Consider the following 16,809-nt stretch of genomic DNA (forward strand, 5'->3'; position numbering starts at 1 on the left):
TAATTGTTTCGGTTAACGGCCCAGCATCGGGCGGGCAATTACCTCTTTCATAATCTCTGAGGTACCGGCATAGATAGTCTGAACCCGGGCATCGACATAAAACCGGGAGATAGGATATTCCGTGGTATAACCATAGCCACCGAACAACTGCAGACACTGATCTGCCGCCTGACATTGCATCTCGGTGGAGCTAAGTTTGAGCAGCGCCGCATCCTCAATGGTCATCTCGCCGCTATTATATTTGTGCATACATTGCCAATAGTAGGCACGGCACAGTTCTAACTGGGTTTTCACTTCTGCCAGTTTAAAGCGGGTGTTCTGAAAACTACCCACTGTCTGGCCGAATGCCTTACGCTCCTGAACGTAGTCCAGGGTCAGCGCCAACGCTCCGTCGGTCGCAGCAATAGCCTGTGTGGCACAGCCCAACCGCTCTCTCGGAAGCTCTTCCATCAAATAGAAAAACCCCCGATTTTCCTCTCCCAGAAGCGCTTCAGCTGGTAGCCGCAGATTATCGAAGAACAGCTCGGCGGTGTCGCTGCTGTGCTGACCAATCTTGCTGATCCCTTTGCCGCGGGAGAAACCGGGCAGAGAAGTGTCCACCAAAAACAGGGAGATCCCCTTGGCCCCAGCGGACGGATCAGTAGAAGCACAGACAATCACCAGATCCGCCAACAAGCCGTTGGTAATAAATATTTTAGAACCGTTGAGCAGCCATTCATCGCCATCCCGTACCGCACTTGTTCGCAGGGCTGCCAGATCACTTCCTGAACCAGGCTCGGTCATGGCGATAGCCCCCACCACATCACCCCTGACCATCCTCGGCAACCATTGCTGTTTTTGGGCTTCAGTACCTTGGTGCAAGATGTAGGGGGCAACAATATTTGAGTGGATATTAAAACCGCTGGCCAGCCCCCCATAACCCATCTGAGCCATTTCACCCAGCACTAGCTGAGCCACTTCAAATGGCGCGCCGGCAGCACCATACTGTTCCGGCAGATCGACACAAAGCATGCCTGCCCGTCCGAGAGTAGACCAGATCTCCCGGGGCATAATCCCAGCACTTTCCCAGGCGTCGTAATATGGGGTAACTTCCTGGTCCAGGGCTCGCCTGGTCATGTCCCGGAAAAGTGTCAGCTCAGCTGTATCTGTATGTGAAGAGTTCATTAGCCGTCTCCTTACTTAGATTCCATTCGGATACCAGCATCTAGCCGGATCACTTCACCGTTAAGGTACGGGTTGCCTATAATGTGGCAACACAGGTCGGCGAACTCTTCCGGTAGGCCGAAGCGTTTCGGGCACTGCACCATTTCGATCAGCGGTTCACGAACTTTTTCTGGCAGTGATTTCATCATCGGAGTATCAAATAACCCCGGTGCAATCGTCATGACACGAATATTATGGGAGGCCAGATCACGTGCGAGGGGCAGAGTCATACCGACAATAGCGGCTTTACTCGCGCTGTATGCCGCCTGGCCGGTCTGACCATCAAACGCTGCTACTGACGCGGTATTGATAATGACCCCCTGCTCTTCATCTATACCTTTAGCAGCCATTTTCTCCGCGGCGATGCGCAATACATTGAAAGTGCCATTAAGATTGATATTGATCGCATTGCTAAACTGATCCAGCGGCAGAGCACCTTCCCGACCAAGTACTTTACCCGCCGCAACAATACCGGCGCAGTTAACACAGATGTCCAGCCTGCCCCAATGCGCGACGCCATCGCTTATCGCCCCTTCAACCGCATCGGCATTGGATACATCCACCCGGTAAAAGCGAACCTGTTGCGGATACTGCGCTTTCAAAGCCTGGCCCGCATCATCATTCAAATCCAGCACCAGGACCTGCGCGCCCTCTGCCAAAAGGCGCAGGCTAGTTGCCAGCCCTAAACCGGATGCTCCGCCACTGACCACAGCCACTTTATTCGTGATATTCATAGACCCTCGAGCTCCTGTGTTTCTTATCTTTATTGTGCAGGGAGTATCCGGTGAACCCCGTCAACAGAGCTATGACCAATACAGACAATCTGTTTGATGAAAACGACCAGCCAGCTCGCATAAGCACACCCCGGTCACTTTTTTGTACCTTAGACAACAACAAGGTATGCTCTTTCTATTAGGGAAAACCATTATTTACTATGAAAAAGAAACTGGTATCCAATCACTACATCCAGGCCAGCCTGCATGGAGCACTCAAGCAGGGATTTGATCCGCAACCTCTACTTGAATGCGCAGCAGTGCCTGTAGAGCTGATGCATAAGCCCCGAGCCCGCATCACTGAAGTTCAATTAGCCAACCTTATAAGAGCGATCTGGCGGGTCACCGGGGATGAGTTTATGGGGCTGACTGAACGCCCCTGTAAAAATGGTGTCTTCGCGCTGATGATGGAATCTCTGTTCCAGCTGAAAACGCTTGGGGCGATGTTGCAGCAAAGTGTGCGTTTCTATAATGCAGTACAAAGCGAGGCCAATTTTGCCATCAGAATCAATGGTGATAGTGTCGACATCGATATCACCCTAGTCCGGCCAGAGCTAGACCCGGACCACCTGTTGCAGGAATTTTTGTTACTCATGTGGCAGCGATTCAGTAGCTGGCTGATCAACAGTCAACTAGCAATTCAAGCCACCCGTTTTAATTACCCGGCACCCGCACATCACGAAGAATACACCCCTATGTTCGGCGAACAATTACTGTTTGACCAACCCACAGCCGGCTTCATGTTCAGTAGTAAATTGCTGGCCTCACCCCGGGTACGGGACCCGATGGAACTGGATTCTTTTCTGCGCCAGTCTCCCCTTGAAGTACTACGTCGGGTTGGGGATAACAATAGTCTCAGCATTCAGGTACAACGCCTGATTCTAAATAAAGGACTAGAACAGGCACCGACACTGGAAGAAATTGCCTGCTGCCTGCATTTGACCTCCCGCACTCTGCGCCGAAAATTAAAGGATGAAGGAAGTAGTTATCAACAGATAAAGGATCGGGTTCGTTGCGATACTGCCATCCGTTTACTTACTGAGGAGTCCCTCACGGTCGCCGAAACCAGTGAATTGATCGGCTTCACCGAACAGGCGGCGTTCTGTCGGGCTTTCAAAGGCTGGACCGGTGTAGCACCCAGCGCGTATCAGGCCACTAATAAATAAAATTGATCCGTTACTGACCGCTTTTATCAAATGCTTTGGACAGTTTGATCATTGCCTCCACAGCGCCTAGCAGACACTCTTGTTGCTAAACAAAAATAAGAAGGCTTTCATCAATGCTACCCGAAGTCCAAACTGCCACATTGAACACCATCGGTGATGGCCTACGCCGAGCCGCTAAACGCTTTTCCGACAAAGAAGCGATCATCTTCCACCAGCGCCGCTGGACTTATCAACAACTGGACCGCTCCGTTAACCGGGTAGCCAACTTTCTGCTGCAAAGTGGTTTACAGCCAGGCGACCGGGTTGCCGCATTCGGCAAGAACTCTGACGCTTACCTGATTCTATTTCTGGCTTGCGCCCGCTCTGGCATGATCCATGTACCGATCAATTTCGCCCTGGTTAAAGATGAGCTGCTCTATCTGTTAAATCAGTCCGGCGCTGTCGCGATCTTTATGGATGAAGACCTAGCCGATAATGTGGATGCAGTGCTGCACGATACCGCTATAACCACTACCGGTTCGTTGCACGCGCAGGCACCATCGGAGTCATTGGCAGACATTCTACAAATAAGTCAGTCGAATGCTGACCATCAACCCCCGAAGGTTAGCGTACAAGATACCGATATTGCCCAGATTCTTTATACTTCTGGTACCACCTCGCATCCTAAAGGAGCGATACATACCCACCGTGGTTTTATGGCTGAATACAGCAGCTGTATTCAGCACCTGGATCTTACGTCACAGGACCGCTCTCTGGCTGCCTTACCGATGTATCACTCAGCTCAGATGCATGTATTTACGATGCCGGCACTGATGATCGGCGCCATGAGCTATATCTTGCAAGCGCCACTACCGAATCAGGTATTTGAGGCTATCAGCAGTGAAAAGCTTAATTCAGTATTCGCACCACCGACGGTCTGGATCGGACTGTTACGTGACAGTGGGTTTGATGAGCACGATCTCAGCTCCTTGGTAAATGTTTACTACGGTGCTTCTATAATGCCTGAGCCAATCGTGGCAGAACTCCAACAACGCCTGCCCGGCTGTCGTCTGTTTAACTGCTATGGCCAGAGCGAGATGGCACCACTAGCCACCGTACTGGCACCAGAAGAGCAGGCTGGCCGACTCGCTTCCATAGGAAAGCCCGTAATGTCGGTGGAAACCCGGATCGTCGACCCACTGACGATGGAAGATTGCCTTCCCGGCGAACAGGGAGAGATTATCCACCGCTCCCCCCATGTGATGGTGGGATACTGGGATAAGCCGGATCAGACCGCAGAAGCCTTTGCCGGTGGTTGGTTCCACTCTGGCGACCTCGCCTATGCCGATGAAGAGGGCTACATCTACATCGTTGACCGGATCAAAGATGTCGTCAATACCGGCGGCGTTCTGGTTGCCAGTCGGGATGTAGAAGAAGCGCTATACCTGCATCCAGCTATCGCTGAGGTTGCGGTGATTGGCACACCTCACGATAAATGGATCGAAGCGATCACCGCCATAGTGGTATTCAAGGATGGAGAGGATGCCAACTGCGATGAACTAACCCACCACTGCCAGCAACACCTGGCACCGTTCAAGGTACCTAAAGCCTTTATTATTACCGATGCCCTGCCCAAGAACACAGCGGGAAAATTGCTTAAGCGACAGCTACGTGAACAGTACAACGAAGCACAGCTGGATGCGGCCCTGTCAGTTTGAATCACTTTACTCAACAATAAAAATAAGCCACAGGAGCAACACCTACAAAGAACAAGTGACGCTGTACTGACTGTTAGTGCAGCTATCACTTTCACCACTCAGACAGATAGTATTTCAGATAGTGCGATAAAGGCCGTTTCTTAATCGAATCTATGGGGGTGGAGTTACATGGATCTCTGTGACCAGTAGTACCAAAATAGTATAAAGAGAAAGCCTCACTAAACAGTGGGGCTTTTTTGTATTTAAAAAATCAGAACATAGTAAATTCACTTTCCAGAAGCTCCTACCCGTAGTCAATAAGACGGCAAGCCTTGAATTAGCAACCGCTTGAACAGCCTCTCACTCAAGCGTAAACACCTAAAAAGAAGAGCTACAGTTGAAGCTAAAGAGATATTGAATAACAACCTGTATCATATTTGATAAAGACTGTTTATATCGATAAAGCTGGCGGCCTATGAAACACAATAAAACCTTAGATCACTTTCAAGCCAGGATATTTACAGGTAACCGAACGGCAGGAGAACCCGAAACGGATTTCTCAGGTAACGGGCAGCAATGGCAAGATTACCGCACTATTAAATTACCTGGATTTGATGGCAGCCAGACACTTAACCTGGATGACTTTTGGCTTGAGGTATTTACCCATCAGAGTAGGGAAGTAACCGCGCAGCTAACCGGGCTGGAAACTATTAGTAAGTATTCCAACACCCAACAACTTAAAGAGCCATTCACCATCGTCGCAAGCCTAACCTATACTCGAGAAGACGAGTAAGCCCATGTCGACCTGATTATCCTATTCTCGCACACCAGCCCACTTCATAACGCCAAGGTTTGGCCCAGCCTAAACAGACCGACTATCAATCAGAGGATACTCCCCAAATAAGATCCCTTTGAACAAAAGGTGCATCACATTTTTTTTCATCACAGGGTTCATCATAAGATAGCACCAGATCATAGTTCTGGTTTACTGACCATTCCCCGAAATAGCTTCCTGTTTTTTCCCAAACAGGGTCTTGACGATCACTCTCCAGATCATAAACGGCTAACTGCTTAGAATGAGCCCCAACTCGACAGGATGTAATGACAAAGCCTTTAGGTTTAGAAGGCGTTACGACCAAACCAATCTTATTCATTTCCCCATCTAACTGTTCGGGATCAGGGGTTAGCGCCTCACTAAGATCGCAATTAAGTACGTACGTTGCGACAACCTGATTGGCTCGGACAACCTGAATATTGCTCGAGTCAATATCTGACGAAAGTAGGTTCCAGCTCAAGCGGGTTTTCTTGTAATAATAGAAATGCTCATAATCATTTCTCATCATCACCTTCATTGACGTTCTGTCAGGCAAAAGCATATCATCCAGCTTCCAACACTCTCCAGTTTTAGCTCTTTTTAATAATAAAGAAACCGTTTGCGGCCGGGCTGGCAATGTCGAATGAACTCGAAACTGATAGTTAAGATCGACGGAAAGAGTCTTCGCATCGAGTTTCTGCACTGAGTAATCTATTTCTCCGTCTGCGTAGCCATCCTGGGCATTCAGCCAAGGATCAAAATGTAAGTTGCAGACCCCATTATCACCAACACACTCTGCGTGATTGGTTATAACTTCTTTAAAGTCAGCAGTATAAAGCTGATCAGCCATTCTAGGGTTCTGTTCAGAGAAGAAGCCATAATGATCACGATAGAATTGCTTGGCATATTGCACCGCCGACTCATCGGTACAATGAGTCATTGTGTTCTGATTTACCTGCGAACCAGAACTGCATTCTTGGTCGGTAGATAAGTTACTGGCACTTCCATTCGATACACCACATCCGGCGTAAGAGAAGGTAGTAAATAGAAGTAAAGAAAAACTAACCGCAATCTTCATTAGCAACTCACTTATGCAATCAACTAATAACTAGCAAACAGCTATATACTCATATGTTTCAGGATCAGCTAATCATTGCGGCACCTGCCACCACAAAAGCCCAAATAAGACGCTACAAAAAGCACCTAAGGGAGAGCATGAATCTATTCATCGATATAGACGGTGTCTTATTAGGTAGGTCTCCTATCACCAGTAAACCAGCTCTGGCGAATGATGCCCATAAATTTCTTAGCTTTTGCCTGACTAACTACAGCTGTTTTTGGCTAACAACTCATTGCAAAGGGTCCGCCGATACAGCCCTAGACTACCTGAGACCCTATGCTGATGAAGCATTTTTGACTCTGGCCCAGAAGATCCAGCCGACTTACTTCAAAACGTTTAAGACCGAAGCTTTATTCGGTGATTATTGCTGGATTGATGATCAGCCCAGCGCGTATGAATTTCAGTTCCTTGAAGAAACCGATGCATTACACCGATGGCTGCAGATCAATACCCGACAGAATTTTGATGGACTCAATGAAATCCTGAAATTTCTAAAAAAAACCCATCCCACAGCTAAATCCTTACCTTCTAAGCACCCATATTAACACCTGCCAAAAACTACTCTAACCGAGCATTAAAAGGCTGCCTCCTCAGAAAGATAGCGTTAGGCACTCTTCATGTAAGTGCGCAGAGAGCGGTAAAATACTATGTAGACGGGTGTCAGTAATTCTACTGATTCGACGGTAAAAACTACTAAAAAAGAGAAGGACATCCCTAAAAGACATCATATTCGCAAAACATTGACCTGAAACAATAGAAAGCTAGGCGTTTCAAAACAAGCCTGAAAAGCCTATAAATTAGATACCAAAGACCTTCATTAGCGTTTAAAATATTTTCTTACATTAATAATAGGTTCGGCATATGTGTAGCAGTTATGAACACAGGCCTGCCAGATATACGGACATTGATGCGCAGCTGTTAAAAATATTCGACGCCACTCCTGTACCCATGATACTTTCACGCCCTGATGGCAGCTTTGAATATGCTAATCCAGCTCTCAGGGACATGCTTGGATACAGCAAAGAAGAAATTTATTCCACCGACGTTATTATCTCTCACCCTGACGAAGCGAAAACTAATCAGGATATCCGGTCACAACTTAAAACAGATCCTTTTTCCCCAGTCCGAATTGAAAAACGCTATCTACATAAAAACGGACGTATTATTCCCGGCTATCTAACCATCGTTGCAGAAGCTGATGCACAGGGCGGTATAAAACGCTTTATCAGCCAGATAATCGATCAGACAGAGCAAAAACGAAGTCACGACCAACTGCTACTTGCCTCGTATGTGTACAAGAACAGCAGCGAAGCAATGATGGTTACTGACGCCAACAACCTGATACTGGATATTAACCCTGCATTCACTAGCATCACCGGCTACACATTGACGGAGCTCTTTGGAAGAAGTCCAAACTGTCTAAACTCGGGTCAGCATAGTGCTTCATTTTATGCTGAGATGGAGAGCACCATCGAACAAACCGGTCAATGGAATGGTGAAATCTGGAACCAAAGAAAGAACGGTGAAGTTTTTGCCGAATGGCAGACTATTGACACTATCTACGACGATAAGGGCTCGGTACTCCGTCGGATTGCTCTGTTTACGGATATCTCAAAAAAGAAAGAAGCGGAAGCGCTTATCCTCCAGCAGGCAAACTATGATTCACTTACTGGACTGCCTAATCGGCGCCTGTTTCTTGAAAGCCTTAAACATGAAATCAGAAAAACACAGGCCACCGGATTAAGTGGCGCGCTATTCATTATCGATCTTGACCGTTTCAAAGAGGTCAATGATGCCCTGGGGCATGATCAGGGCGATATAATGCTGAGAGAAACCGGTAACCGGTTGCGCCAATTAATTCGGGAATCTGATTTTGTAGCACACCTGAGTAGTGATGAATTCGCCATTATTCAAAGTGAGATTGGCAGCCCACAAGAAATAGAGCTGACCGCCAATAAGATTTTGACAAAACTGCAACAACCATTTCAATTAACTAAAGAACAGGTTTTTATTTCAGCTAGCATCGGCATTAGCCTTTTCCCTGACGATACAGTCAAAGCGGAACAACTACTTCGAAACGCTGACCAGGCAATGCATAACGCCAAAAGAGCCGGTCAAAATCGTTATCAGTACTTTACTCTTGCGATGCAGAAACAAGCGGTGATGCGGATGAATATGATCCGTGATTTGCGATACGCGGTGGAACGACAACAGTTTGAGCTTTACTATCAGCCGATTATTGATCTGCAATCTGGACGTATTGTTAAAGCCGAAGCACTGCTCAGGTGGCATCATCCGCTTAATGGAATAACCTCTCCAGCCGAGTTTATTCCACTGGCAGAAAGTACCGGTATGATTCTAAGAATAGGTGAATGGGTATTTACTACCGCCGCCCGACAGCTCAATAAATGGAGACAGCAAGGCCATACCGAACTTGAACTAAGCTTTAATGCATCCCCACTTCAGTTACAAAGTGACGGCATCCAACCTGAAGACTGGTTACAACAGCTCAATCAGTTAGATATCCCCGCCGATTCAATGGTTATTGAAATCACTGAAAACCTGCTTATCGAAAATAACCACAAAGCAAGGGCGGTACTGGACTATCTACGCAAAGGCTCAATGAAGATAGCCTTGGATGATTTCGGCACCGGCTACTCTTCTCTTGCATATTTGAAAGACTTTAAAACTAACTATCTGAAAATTGACCAGGGGTTTATCCGCAATATACCGGAGAACAGTAATGACGCAGCACTCTGTGAAGCGATGATAATAATGGCTCACAAGCTCAATATGCGAGTCATTGCAGAAGGTATTGAAACCGATGAGCAACGCCTTTTCCTGACTAAGGCAGGCTGCGACTTCGGACAAGGGTGGATTTACGCTAAAGCGTTGCCTGCGGACAAGTTTGAATGCCTTATGAATAAACAGGCGCAAACAAATCAATTGGCTTCTGTTTAGGTAAAACCCCTTGGATAAAAAAGGGGCTCATAAAGAGCCCCAAAACATACCTCAACAAGCAAATCGAATCATTACCAAGTCGATGAAACGCTATTCAGCGACCAGATAACGATGGTGAAACCTAAGCTGCTCCTCAATGAAGCTGGCTATAAAGTAGTAGCTATGATCGTAGCCTTCATGTTGCTCAAGTTGCAGAGGGAAATCTGACCCTGCCGCAGCATCTGCCAACTTTTCCGGCTGCAACTGTTCTGTCAGGAAGTTATCAGCAAGCCCTTGGTCCACTCGAAATGGTACTTTTTCCAGAGTATTACGCAACAATTCAGTTGTATCATATTGCTGCCAATTACTCTCATCCGCTCCAAGATACGCAGTGAAAGCTTTACGCCCCCAGGGACAGTTAATGGGGTTACTAATCGGGCTGAATGCAGAAGCAGAACAGTACCGCTTCGGATTACGCAGACTGATCATCAACGCGCCATGTCCTCCCATCGAGTGCCCGGCAATCGCACGCTTTTGTGATACCGGGAAGGTTGCCTCAATCAGCTGCGGCAATTCCTCAACCACATAGTCATACATCCGGTAATGATCACTCCAGGGGGCTTCAGTCGCGTTAACATAGAAACCGGCACCCTGACCTAGATCATAGCCCTCATCGTTAGCGACACTATCACCGCGAGGACTGGTATCCGGCGCCACAATAGCGACTCCCAGCTGCGCTGCTACTCGCTGCGCACCCGCTTTCTGCATAAAGTTTTCATCTGTACAGGTCAGGCCTGACAGCCAGTACAGTACTGGAACTTTTTCACCCGTTTGACACTGGGGAGGCAAGAAAATCGCAAAACGCATACTGACACCGAGTTTCGATGACACATGGTTATACTGTTTATGCCAACCGCCAAAACTCTTCGTCTGACTTACAAGTTCAAGACTCATAGATACTTTCCTCAGAACTGGTTCTAAAAGCTGTCATCATCAATGATGACAGCTTTCATCCTGCCGGTTACTTATCGTAATGAATGACACTACGTATACTCTTGCCCTCATGCATCAGATCAAAGGCAGTATTAATATCCTCAAGACCCATGGTATGAGTTATGAAGTCACTCAAAGCAAACTCACCTTCGAGATAGCGTTCAACGATTTCAGGTAGCTCAGAGCGACCCTTAACACCACCAAAGGCGGAACCACGCCAGACTCGCCCGGTAACCAGTTGGAACGGGCGAGTGGAGATCTCCTGACCGGCACCTGCAACACCGATAACGACGGACTCTCCCCAGCCTTTATGACAACATTCAAGCGCTGAACGCATCACATCTACGTTACCTATACACTCGAAAGAGTAATCCACGCCGCCATCGGTCAACTCAACGATCACTTCCTGTATTGGCTTGTCATATTTCTTAGGATTGATGCAATCGGTAGCTCCCAGTTTGCGGGCCAGATCAAATTTAGACTCATTGATATCAATAGCGATAATACGGCTGGCTTTAGCCATCGTTGCACCGATAATTGCAGACAGGCCGATACCACCAATACCGAAGATAGCCACCGTAGCGCCCTCTTCAACTTTGGCGGTATTCATCACCGCACCCATACCGGTAGTCACACCACAACCCAGTAGACAAACTTCTTCCAAAGGCGCTTCTTTGTTTACTTTGGCCAGAGATATCTCCGGTAGCACCGTATATTCAGAGAAGGTTGAGCAACCCATGTAATGATAGATAGGCTGACCATCTTTATAGAAACGGGTAGTGCCATCTGGCATTAAGCCTTTACCCTGAGTCTCACGAATTTTCTGACAAAGGTTGGTTTTACCTGACTTACAGAACTTACACTCACCACATTCTGGCGTGTATAGCGGAATAACATGATCACCCACCTCAACGCTGGTCACGCCTTCGCCGATCTGTTCAACAATACCGCCGCCCTCATGACCCAAAATCGCCGGAAAAATTCCTTCAGGATCTTCACCTGACAGGGTGAAAGCATCGGTATGACAAACACCGGTAGCAACAATGCGCACCAGCACTTCTCCCGCCTGAGGTGGCATAACATCTACTTCTTCTATAGACAGGGGCTGATTCGGTCCCCAGGCAATTGCAGCTTTAGATTTAATCATGGTCATTTTCTTCAACTCTTTCTGGGTTACTTTAATGAGCAGCGTAACAAACTAAGCATTCATTGTAGTTGTTTATGAAAACAAGATAATCTACTGTTTTGTTAATATACTTTTACGAGGATGTAACAATGAAACGCTGGGAAGGAGTTTCTGAGCTGATAGCTGTGACAGAAACAGCAAGTTTCACTGCTGCAGCTAAAAGGTTGGGGATCTCTACGGCTCAGGTGAGCCGACAAATCAGTGCCTTAGAGAATCGTCTGGGCACAAAAATGTTTTACCGCACCACTCGAAAAGTGACCGCTACCGAAGCGGGACAGACCTATTATCAATACTGCCGACATCTGTTGAATGGTCTGGAAGAAGCTGAGCGCGCCGTGACCAACCTGCAAAACACTCCCCGGGGTAAACTGAAGATAACCGCACCAGCCACCTATGGTGAACAAAAAATAGCACCGCTAATCAATGACTTTATCTGCCTTTATCCTGAGCTGGAGGTCCAGTGTCATCTAACTAATCAGACCGTAGACCTAGTCGCATCCGGATACGATCTAGCCATCCGCTTAGGAAAGCTGGAAGATTCAAGCATGATCGCCCGGCAACTAATCTCTCGACAACTTTATGTCTGTGCCTCTCCGGCCTACCTCGCTATCCATGGTGAACCCCATGTATTGACTGAACTGAATCACCATAACTGCCTGCTTGGCACGCTGGAATACTGGCGTTTTCTAGAACAAGGGCAGGAACGTAACATCAGAGTCAGTGGGAATCTTCATTGTAATAGCGGACAAGCGCTACTGGATGCCGCGCTGAAAGGGATCGGGATAGTGCAACTACCCCAATATTATGTTGAGTCATATCTTGAAAGTGGGGAACTGATTTCATTATTGCAAAACTATCAACACGCCGGAGAGGGGGTTTGGGCACTTTATCCCCATAACCGCCACCTGTCTTCTAAAGTCAGGATGCTGGTTGATCACCTGGCAGAGCACTTAGATTGAGAACTTAGGTGAAGAGCCGGGGTTAAGCCTTAATCTTTCATTGCTACAGCAACCCTTACATTGCATAAGCGATGTCGTATCAATGAAAGTGGCTCAGACTATATCCGATTGCCCGTCAGGAATTGACGATAACGGATAATTTTCTGAGGCTGCCCCTGATCATCAGCGCGATATTTGTAGTAACGATCACCCTCCAGATACACGGCTCTGCAGCTTTCTGATTTATGCGCCATCTGCAGACAGATCATATTATCACTGATCCGCCACTTTCCTTTGCGATTCTCCCAATAGCGCTTCTGCGAAACCTGGCCATCTTTTCCATAGTAAGTAAAACTGGTTGAGCCGTTAATCAGATTATAAGACTCAACTGTTCGTTCACTAAACAGGTGTTGAAGCTCTGCAGATTTTAGCTGTGTACTTTCCTGCTTAGTTTGACACCCTGAGATAGCTATTATCACTGTACTGATCAACAGGATTCGTATTTTGCTCATTATTATTTCCCTCACTTTGCAGCAGAAATTGCAGTACCAGTGATGCCATTCCCCCCTGCTGCATATTTTTATAGAAATTATGTCCCTGCCCAATGAGTAACTTAAACTGAACCGGTTTATATGTTTTCGCCTGCTGTAACTGTCTAATCGATTCACACCAGTTAAGTGCCCGTTGTAACCGATTATCGCCCTGCTGCTGATCCAGAGACTCGGACGTCTTCAGGCTGTTATCTCTTAGGTTGTCCTCATCCCCCACAGTAACCAGCATCGGGATGTTTAGCATTTCCTCAAGTCGCACAGAATTTAGCGCGACTGAACGGGAAATACCTCTGGGATATTTAACCTGTTGATCAGGAAAGCTATACCAACCCGCACTCCCCAATATCATCGCAGCAACTTGCTGCGGATGGTGCAGAGCATATCGATGGGCGAACTGAGCTCCACCTGAATATCCGGCCAACCAGATTTTAAGATAAGGCTGACCATGCATACCCCGCCAAAGCGCCAGGAAACTATTCAACGCTATATCCGCTCGAGGTTGACCAGAGCCCGCGCATAATTGCTGATAACGGGGAAAAGCTTTACTTTTAAATTGCGGAGCCACCAGCCAGCATCCTAGTTCATCCGCCATCGTACGATAACAGTCCAGTTGTTCTTCGGCATCTCTGGAAATACCATGCACAACGACTAAAATACGCTGCATATTGCGGATCTTGCGCGGCTGATACAACCAGAAAGGTAAGCCAGAGATAGCGGGGAAAACCACTTTCTGTACCTCTCCCGGAGGAGGCAGTAGCTCATTTACCTTTTGCATAGTGCTCCATTGGAATCACATTCGGGTTATCAACTAAATCAACCGGTTCAGACCTGCTGTTCAACATCCAGCGTTGTGGACATATTCTTTCCGCACCCTGAAAGTCCGCACAGAGTAGCATTGCCCCCTGAAATGCTTGAGCAACCTCTCTGAGAACCTCCTGGACAACAGAGCTCTGATGCGCGACATCTTCATCAAGCAGTAACAACCCAGGCTTACGTAACAGCGCACGAGCCAGCATAATTCGATAATTCAGGCAGGCTGAAAGATTAGCTCCACCTTCCTCTAGCTCAGTTTGTAAACCCTCTGGTAATTCTTGTGAGCTATTCAATCGGCAAATATTTTGTACACTAGCCAGGTCTTCTTCAGCCAATGAACGAGCACCATAGAGAAGATTCTTTTTCAGACTTCCCCTGAGTAATGGAAGATCGGAGCTAACTAGACAGATCTGCTGACTAATCAATCTGGCTTGATAGTTTTTATAGCGTTTATCGCATAACAAGATCTTTCCAGCTGTCATCTGAGTCAACCCGGCAATCACTGATAACAGCGTACTTTTACCACTTCCAGATATACCGGTCAGCTGAATCCGGCTATCTGAGCCAATCAGGAATGATTGAGGCAGCAGGCGATCATTACAGCTCACCTGTTGTAGCTCTAACTTAAATTCACCTTTAAGTCTTCTGCGCCGACCTTCAGTGAGAGAGTCCCGGGACAAAAACTGCATTAGCTTTTTTTCGGCAACTTTTTTCAGAGTCCAGAACTCATACAAACGGGTTAACCGTCGCAACTGCCCCAATAGGTAAAGAGCGGCCGTCATCAATACCGCCATATACTGGCCACTAAGTACTTCGCTTCGCTGTAGATAGAGCCCGGTACTAATCAACGCCAACATAGCAAAAAGCAAGACTGCTTCATTCATTCCCCGCATCAGCGCAGATGTTCGTGCACGTCTGACCTGACTATCCATTAGCCTCTCTGATTGTCGAGCAAAGCGACGAGATTCTTTTGCTGGTTGGTTATAAGCTCGAATCAATGGTAGCTGACGTAATTTCTCAGTGACATTACGGATCATCTCACCACGTCGTCGTCTCAGTTGTTCTGACTGGGTGAAGAGGTAGCGACCCAATAGATAGTTACCTCCTACAGCAATAAAAATAGGCAAAATTAAGGCAACGACTAATAAGTAGTGCAACTGCGCTAAAGCGACCAAAGACACACTAAACCAAAGACCGATCACAATCAGTGGCGCCAACCCCTGCACAATCCAGTTTCGAATGGCAGTCATGTCACCGGTAAGCCTCAACAATGTGCCTCCCTTATCAGCCACTCTGAAATCTTTAGTCGGTAACCGTTGCGATTTTTCAAACACAGCTCCTCGCAACTCAAATATATAACGCTGCGCCAATAGCTCTGCATAAAACCGCTCTACATAGCGGCCCGCCGCCAAAAACAGAATAGCCGCAATACCGATAACCCAGTCTCCAGACTGTAATTGGTCAGAACCACCCTCAACGACTTCGCGAGCCCATCCAATCAACCAGATCAAACAAATGGATTGAAACGCACCTGTCGCCGCCAGCAGCAATAGAGGCTGCCAACGTTTATTAGCTAGAATTCGCGGCAGCATAGTTTTCCGCCCCAAACAGACTCCCTAGAAGGTAATCCCGGGTCTCCATTCGATGAAAATCATCTAGTTCAAGGATTGGTAAACCTAAACTATTTCTTGCCTCATCACAGCTGAGTGGCGACTTAGAAATAAGCCCACCTACACCTAAAACACTAATCCCGGCATGCAAAACCGTTTGAGCAGTCATAGTGGCAGCAATAGCACCGTCTGCAGCAATCAAGGCTGCGCTGACTTCATCAAGGAAAGCTCCAGATTGCAATAGGGCTCGGTTCTCTGGTTGCAGTACACCATCAGCAACTTCAACGATCAGGATATCTGAACCTTGTTGCAGAGCATCTGCTTTAAAACGCTGCAATATATCCACCAGTTGTGGCGGAGTCATTCCCACTGTGGACGCATAGCCCGCATCCAAAAAATCAACAACCCTATCAGCACCAGCATCTTTCATCCGCCAGTAATCAGGACCTGCACCGGTACCGGTCAACTTGGTCGCAGAGACACGGTAGCCTGCCTGTCGAAAGCCATTAGCAGCGGCACAGGCCAACGTGGTTTTACCGCTGTTCATGTCGCTCCCCATAACCAACAACGTCGGCAAGGACGTTAAATCAACCGACTTGGGTTGTAGCTCATTCAATGGAGCAAACTGCTTCAGATTTACAACAGCACCCTGCTTATCACAGAGCAAGCCAAGCGCAGTGATCTCTGTCGCGGCTTTTATTCCACGGTTGCGTTGAGTCACTTCAGCAGCGATACCACCTGCCGCTACTAGATGACAGCCACCCAGCGCAGCAGGAACACGTGCATGAAACTGCCCGGTAGCATAACGATCAGCAGCCGCTACGACAATTTCATCCCCAGGGTAAAGATGCTCTCGTCGCCCTGCCTCATTTTCCAGACGAGTATGATGGCGAATTCGGTCCACCCGGGCCAGTATCAGGTCACCTGAGCTGGGCACACCCTGGCTAATTGAGGTTGCCACAGCCAGATCCACGTTCCGAGTAATATAGCTGCGCTTTGCATTGGCTATTCGATTATTCATAGTGT

15 protein-coding genes are annotated in these 16,809 nt (G+C 47.5%); 6 read left to right on the forward strand and 9 right to left on the reverse strand.

Features of this window, described 5'->3' with window-relative positions; translation table 11 throughout:
- Window positions 1–12 precede the first annotated feature (12 nt).
- A complete protein-coding gene (locus tag QZZ54_RS09460) occupies window positions 13–1,164 on the reverse strand; it encodes an acyl-CoA dehydrogenase family protein (RefSeq protein WP_290702110.1) in 1,152 nt (383 codons plus the stop codon).
- Window positions 1,165–1,175: 11 nt separating this feature from the next.
- Window positions 1,176–1,937 carry an SDR family NAD(P)-dependent oxidoreductase gene (locus QZZ54_RS09465; RefSeq protein WP_290702112.1) on the reverse strand — a complete coding sequence of 254 codons (762 nt, stop codon included), beginning with the start codon at window positions 1,935–1,937 and terminating at the stop codon, window positions 1,176–1,178.
- 200 nt (window positions 1,938–2,137) lie between these two features.
- Between QZZ54_RS09465 and QZZ54_RS09470 the strand changes: the two genes are divergently transcribed.
- The 3 genes from QZZ54_RS09470 to QZZ54_RS09480 all read left to right on the forward strand — a co-directional run bounded on the left by QZZ54_RS09470 (window position 2,138) and on the right by QZZ54_RS09480 (window position 5,611).
- Window positions 2,138–3,142, forward strand: coding sequence for an AraC family transcriptional regulator (locus QZZ54_RS09470; RefSeq protein ID WP_290702115.1), 1,005 nt, complete (start codon window positions 2,138–2,140; stop codon window positions 3,140–3,142).
- A 113-nt stretch (window positions 3,143–3,255) separates the two neighbouring features.
- On the forward strand, window positions 3,256–4,839 hold the full coding sequence (locus QZZ54_RS09475; protein ID WP_290702118.1) for a fatty acyl-CoA synthetase: 1,584 nt from the start codon (window positions 3,256–3,258) through the stop codon (window positions 4,837–4,839).
- 454 nt (window positions 4,840–5,293) lie between these two features.
- Window positions 5,294–5,611, forward strand: a complete 318-nt coding sequence (locus QZZ54_RS09480; protein ID WP_290702120.1) for a hypothetical protein — start codon at window positions 5,294–5,296, stop codon at window positions 5,609–5,611.
- Window positions 5,612–5,696: 85 nt separating this feature from the next.
- On the opposite strand, the gene QZZ54_RS09485 is transcribed toward QZZ54_RS09480, so the two are convergent.
- On the reverse strand, window positions 5,697–6,710 hold the full coding sequence (locus QZZ54_RS09485; protein ID WP_290702123.1) for a hypothetical protein: 1,014 nt from the start codon (window positions 6,708–6,710) through the stop codon (window positions 5,697–5,699).
- Between the two features lie 137 nt (window positions 6,711–6,847).
- On the opposite strand from QZZ54_RS09485, the gene QZZ54_RS09490 reads away from it, so the two are divergent.
- Complete coding sequence (locus QZZ54_RS09490; protein ID WP_290702125.1) at window positions 6,848–7,297, forward strand: hypothetical protein; 450 nt, start codon at window positions 6,848–6,850, stop codon at window positions 7,295–7,297.
- 316 nt (window positions 7,298–7,613) lie between these two features.
- Entirely contained in the window at window positions 7,614–9,713 is a 2,100-nt protein-coding gene (locus tag QZZ54_RS09495; protein ID WP_290702128.1) for a bifunctional diguanylate cyclase/phosphodiesterase, read from the forward strand.
- A gap of 90 nt (window positions 9,714–9,803) precedes the next feature.
- Here QZZ54_RS09495 and fghA read toward each other — a convergent pair whose 3' ends face one another.
- Complete coding sequence (gene fghA / locus QZZ54_RS09500) at window positions 9,804–10,646, reverse strand: S-formylglutathione hydrolase (protein WP_290702131.1); 843 nt, start codon at window positions 10,644–10,646, stop codon at window positions 9,804–9,806.
- Window positions 10,647–10,713: 67 nt separating this feature from the next.
- Window positions 10,714–11,838 (reverse strand): S-(hydroxymethyl)glutathione dehydrogenase/class III alcohol dehydrogenase, encoded by a 1,125-nt coding sequence (locus tag QZZ54_RS09505; RefSeq protein WP_366645369.1) that lies wholly within the window; start codon window positions 11,836–11,838, stop codon window positions 10,714–10,716.
- 122 nt (window positions 11,839–11,960) lie between these two features.
- On the opposite strand from QZZ54_RS09505, the gene QZZ54_RS09510 reads away from it, so the two are divergent.
- Complete coding sequence (locus QZZ54_RS09510) at window positions 11,961–12,830, forward strand: LysR substrate-binding domain-containing protein (protein WP_290702138.1); 870 nt, start codon at window positions 11,961–11,963, stop codon at window positions 12,828–12,830.
- Between the two features lie 98 nt (window positions 12,831–12,928).
- On the opposite strand, the gene QZZ54_RS09515 is transcribed toward QZZ54_RS09510, so the two are convergent.
- From QZZ54_RS09515 to QZZ54_RS09530, 4 genes are read right to left on the reverse strand one after another with little or no spacing between them, the layout of a single operon-like run.
- Window positions 12,929–13,321, reverse strand: a complete 393-nt coding sequence (locus QZZ54_RS09515) for a hypothetical protein (RefSeq protein ID WP_290702141.1) — start codon at window positions 13,319–13,321, stop codon at window positions 12,929–12,931.
- Window positions 13,257–14,135 (reverse strand): alpha/beta hydrolase, encoded by an 879-nt coding sequence (locus tag QZZ54_RS09520; RefSeq protein ID WP_290702144.1) that lies wholly within the window; start codon window positions 14,133–14,135, stop codon window positions 13,257–13,259. Before QZZ54_RS09520 ends, QZZ54_RS09515 begins: the two co-directional genes overlap by 65 nt.
- Entirely contained in the window at window positions 14,119–15,765 is a 1,647-nt protein-coding gene (locus QZZ54_RS09525; RefSeq protein ID WP_290702147.1) for an ABC transporter ATP-binding protein, read from the reverse strand. Before QZZ54_RS09525 ends, QZZ54_RS09520 begins: the two co-directional genes overlap by 17 nt.
- Window positions 15,743–16,804 carry a hypothetical protein gene (locus tag QZZ54_RS09530; RefSeq protein WP_290702150.1) on the reverse strand — a complete coding sequence of 354 codons (1,062 nt, stop codon included), beginning with the start codon at window positions 16,802–16,804 and terminating at the stop codon, window positions 15,743–15,745. The genes QZZ54_RS09525 and QZZ54_RS09530 overlap by 23 nt, the downstream gene beginning before the upstream one ends.
- Between the last annotated feature and the right edge of the window lie 5 nt (window positions 16,805–16,809).

It is taken from the genome of Amphritea sp. (genome assembly GCF_016744155.1).
Lineage (GTDB): Bacteria > Pseudomonadota > Gammaproteobacteria > Pseudomonadales > Balneatricaceae > Amphritea.

Coding starts and splice junctions, on each gene's coding strand:
- QZZ54_RS09505 (WP_366645369.1), bottom strand. CDS start 11,838: ATGACCATGATTAAATCTAAAGCTGCAATTGCCTGGGGACCGAATCAG.
- QZZ54_RS09485 (WP_290702123.1), bottom strand. CDS start 6,710: ATGAAGATTGCGGTTAGTTTTTCTTTACTTCTATTTACTACCTTCTCT.
- QZZ54_RS09465 (WP_290702112.1), bottom strand. CDS start 1,937: ATGAATATCACGAATAAAGTGGCTGTGGTCAGTGGCGGAGCATCCGGT.
- fghA (WP_290702131.1), bottom strand. CDS start 10,646: ATGAGTCTTGAACTTGTAAGTCAGACGAAGAGTTTTGGCGGTTGGCAT.
- QZZ54_RS09525 (WP_290702147.1), bottom strand. CDS start 15,765: ATGCTGCCGCGAATTCTAGCTAATAAACGTTGGCAGCCTCTATTGCTG.
- QZZ54_RS09530 (WP_290702150.1), bottom strand. CDS start 16,804: ATGAATAATCGAATAGCCAATGCAAAGCGCAGCTATATTACTCGGAAC.
- QZZ54_RS09510 (WP_290702138.1), top strand. CDS start 11,961: ATGAAACGCTGGGAAGGAGTTTCTGAGCTGATAGCTGTGACAGAAACA.
- QZZ54_RS09480 (WP_290702120.1), top strand. CDS start 5,294: ATGAAACACAATAAAACCTTAGATCACTTTCAAGCCAGGATATTTACA.
- QZZ54_RS09520 (WP_290702144.1), bottom strand. CDS start 14,135: ATGCAAAAGGTAAATGAGCTACTGCCTCCTCCGGGAGAGGTACAGAAA.
- QZZ54_RS09515 (WP_290702141.1), bottom strand. CDS start 13,321: ATGAGCAAAATACGAATCCTGTTGATCAGTACAGTGATAATAGCTATC.
- QZZ54_RS09495 (WP_290702128.1), top strand. CDS start 7,614: ATGTGTAGCAGTTATGAACACAGGCCTGCCAGATATACGGACATTGAT.
- QZZ54_RS09470 (WP_290702115.1), top strand. CDS start 2,138: ATGAAAAAGAAACTGGTATCCAATCACTACATCCAGGCCAGCCTGCAT.
- QZZ54_RS09490 (WP_290702125.1), top strand. CDS start 6,848: ATGAATCTATTCATCGATATAGACGGTGTCTTATTAGGTAGGTCTCCT.
- QZZ54_RS09460 (WP_290702110.1), bottom strand. CDS start 1,164: ATGAACTCTTCACATACAGATACAGCTGAGCTGACACTTTTCCGGGAC.
- QZZ54_RS09475 (WP_290702118.1), top strand. CDS start 3,256: ATGCTACCCGAAGTCCAAACTGCCACATTGAACACCATCGGTGATGGC.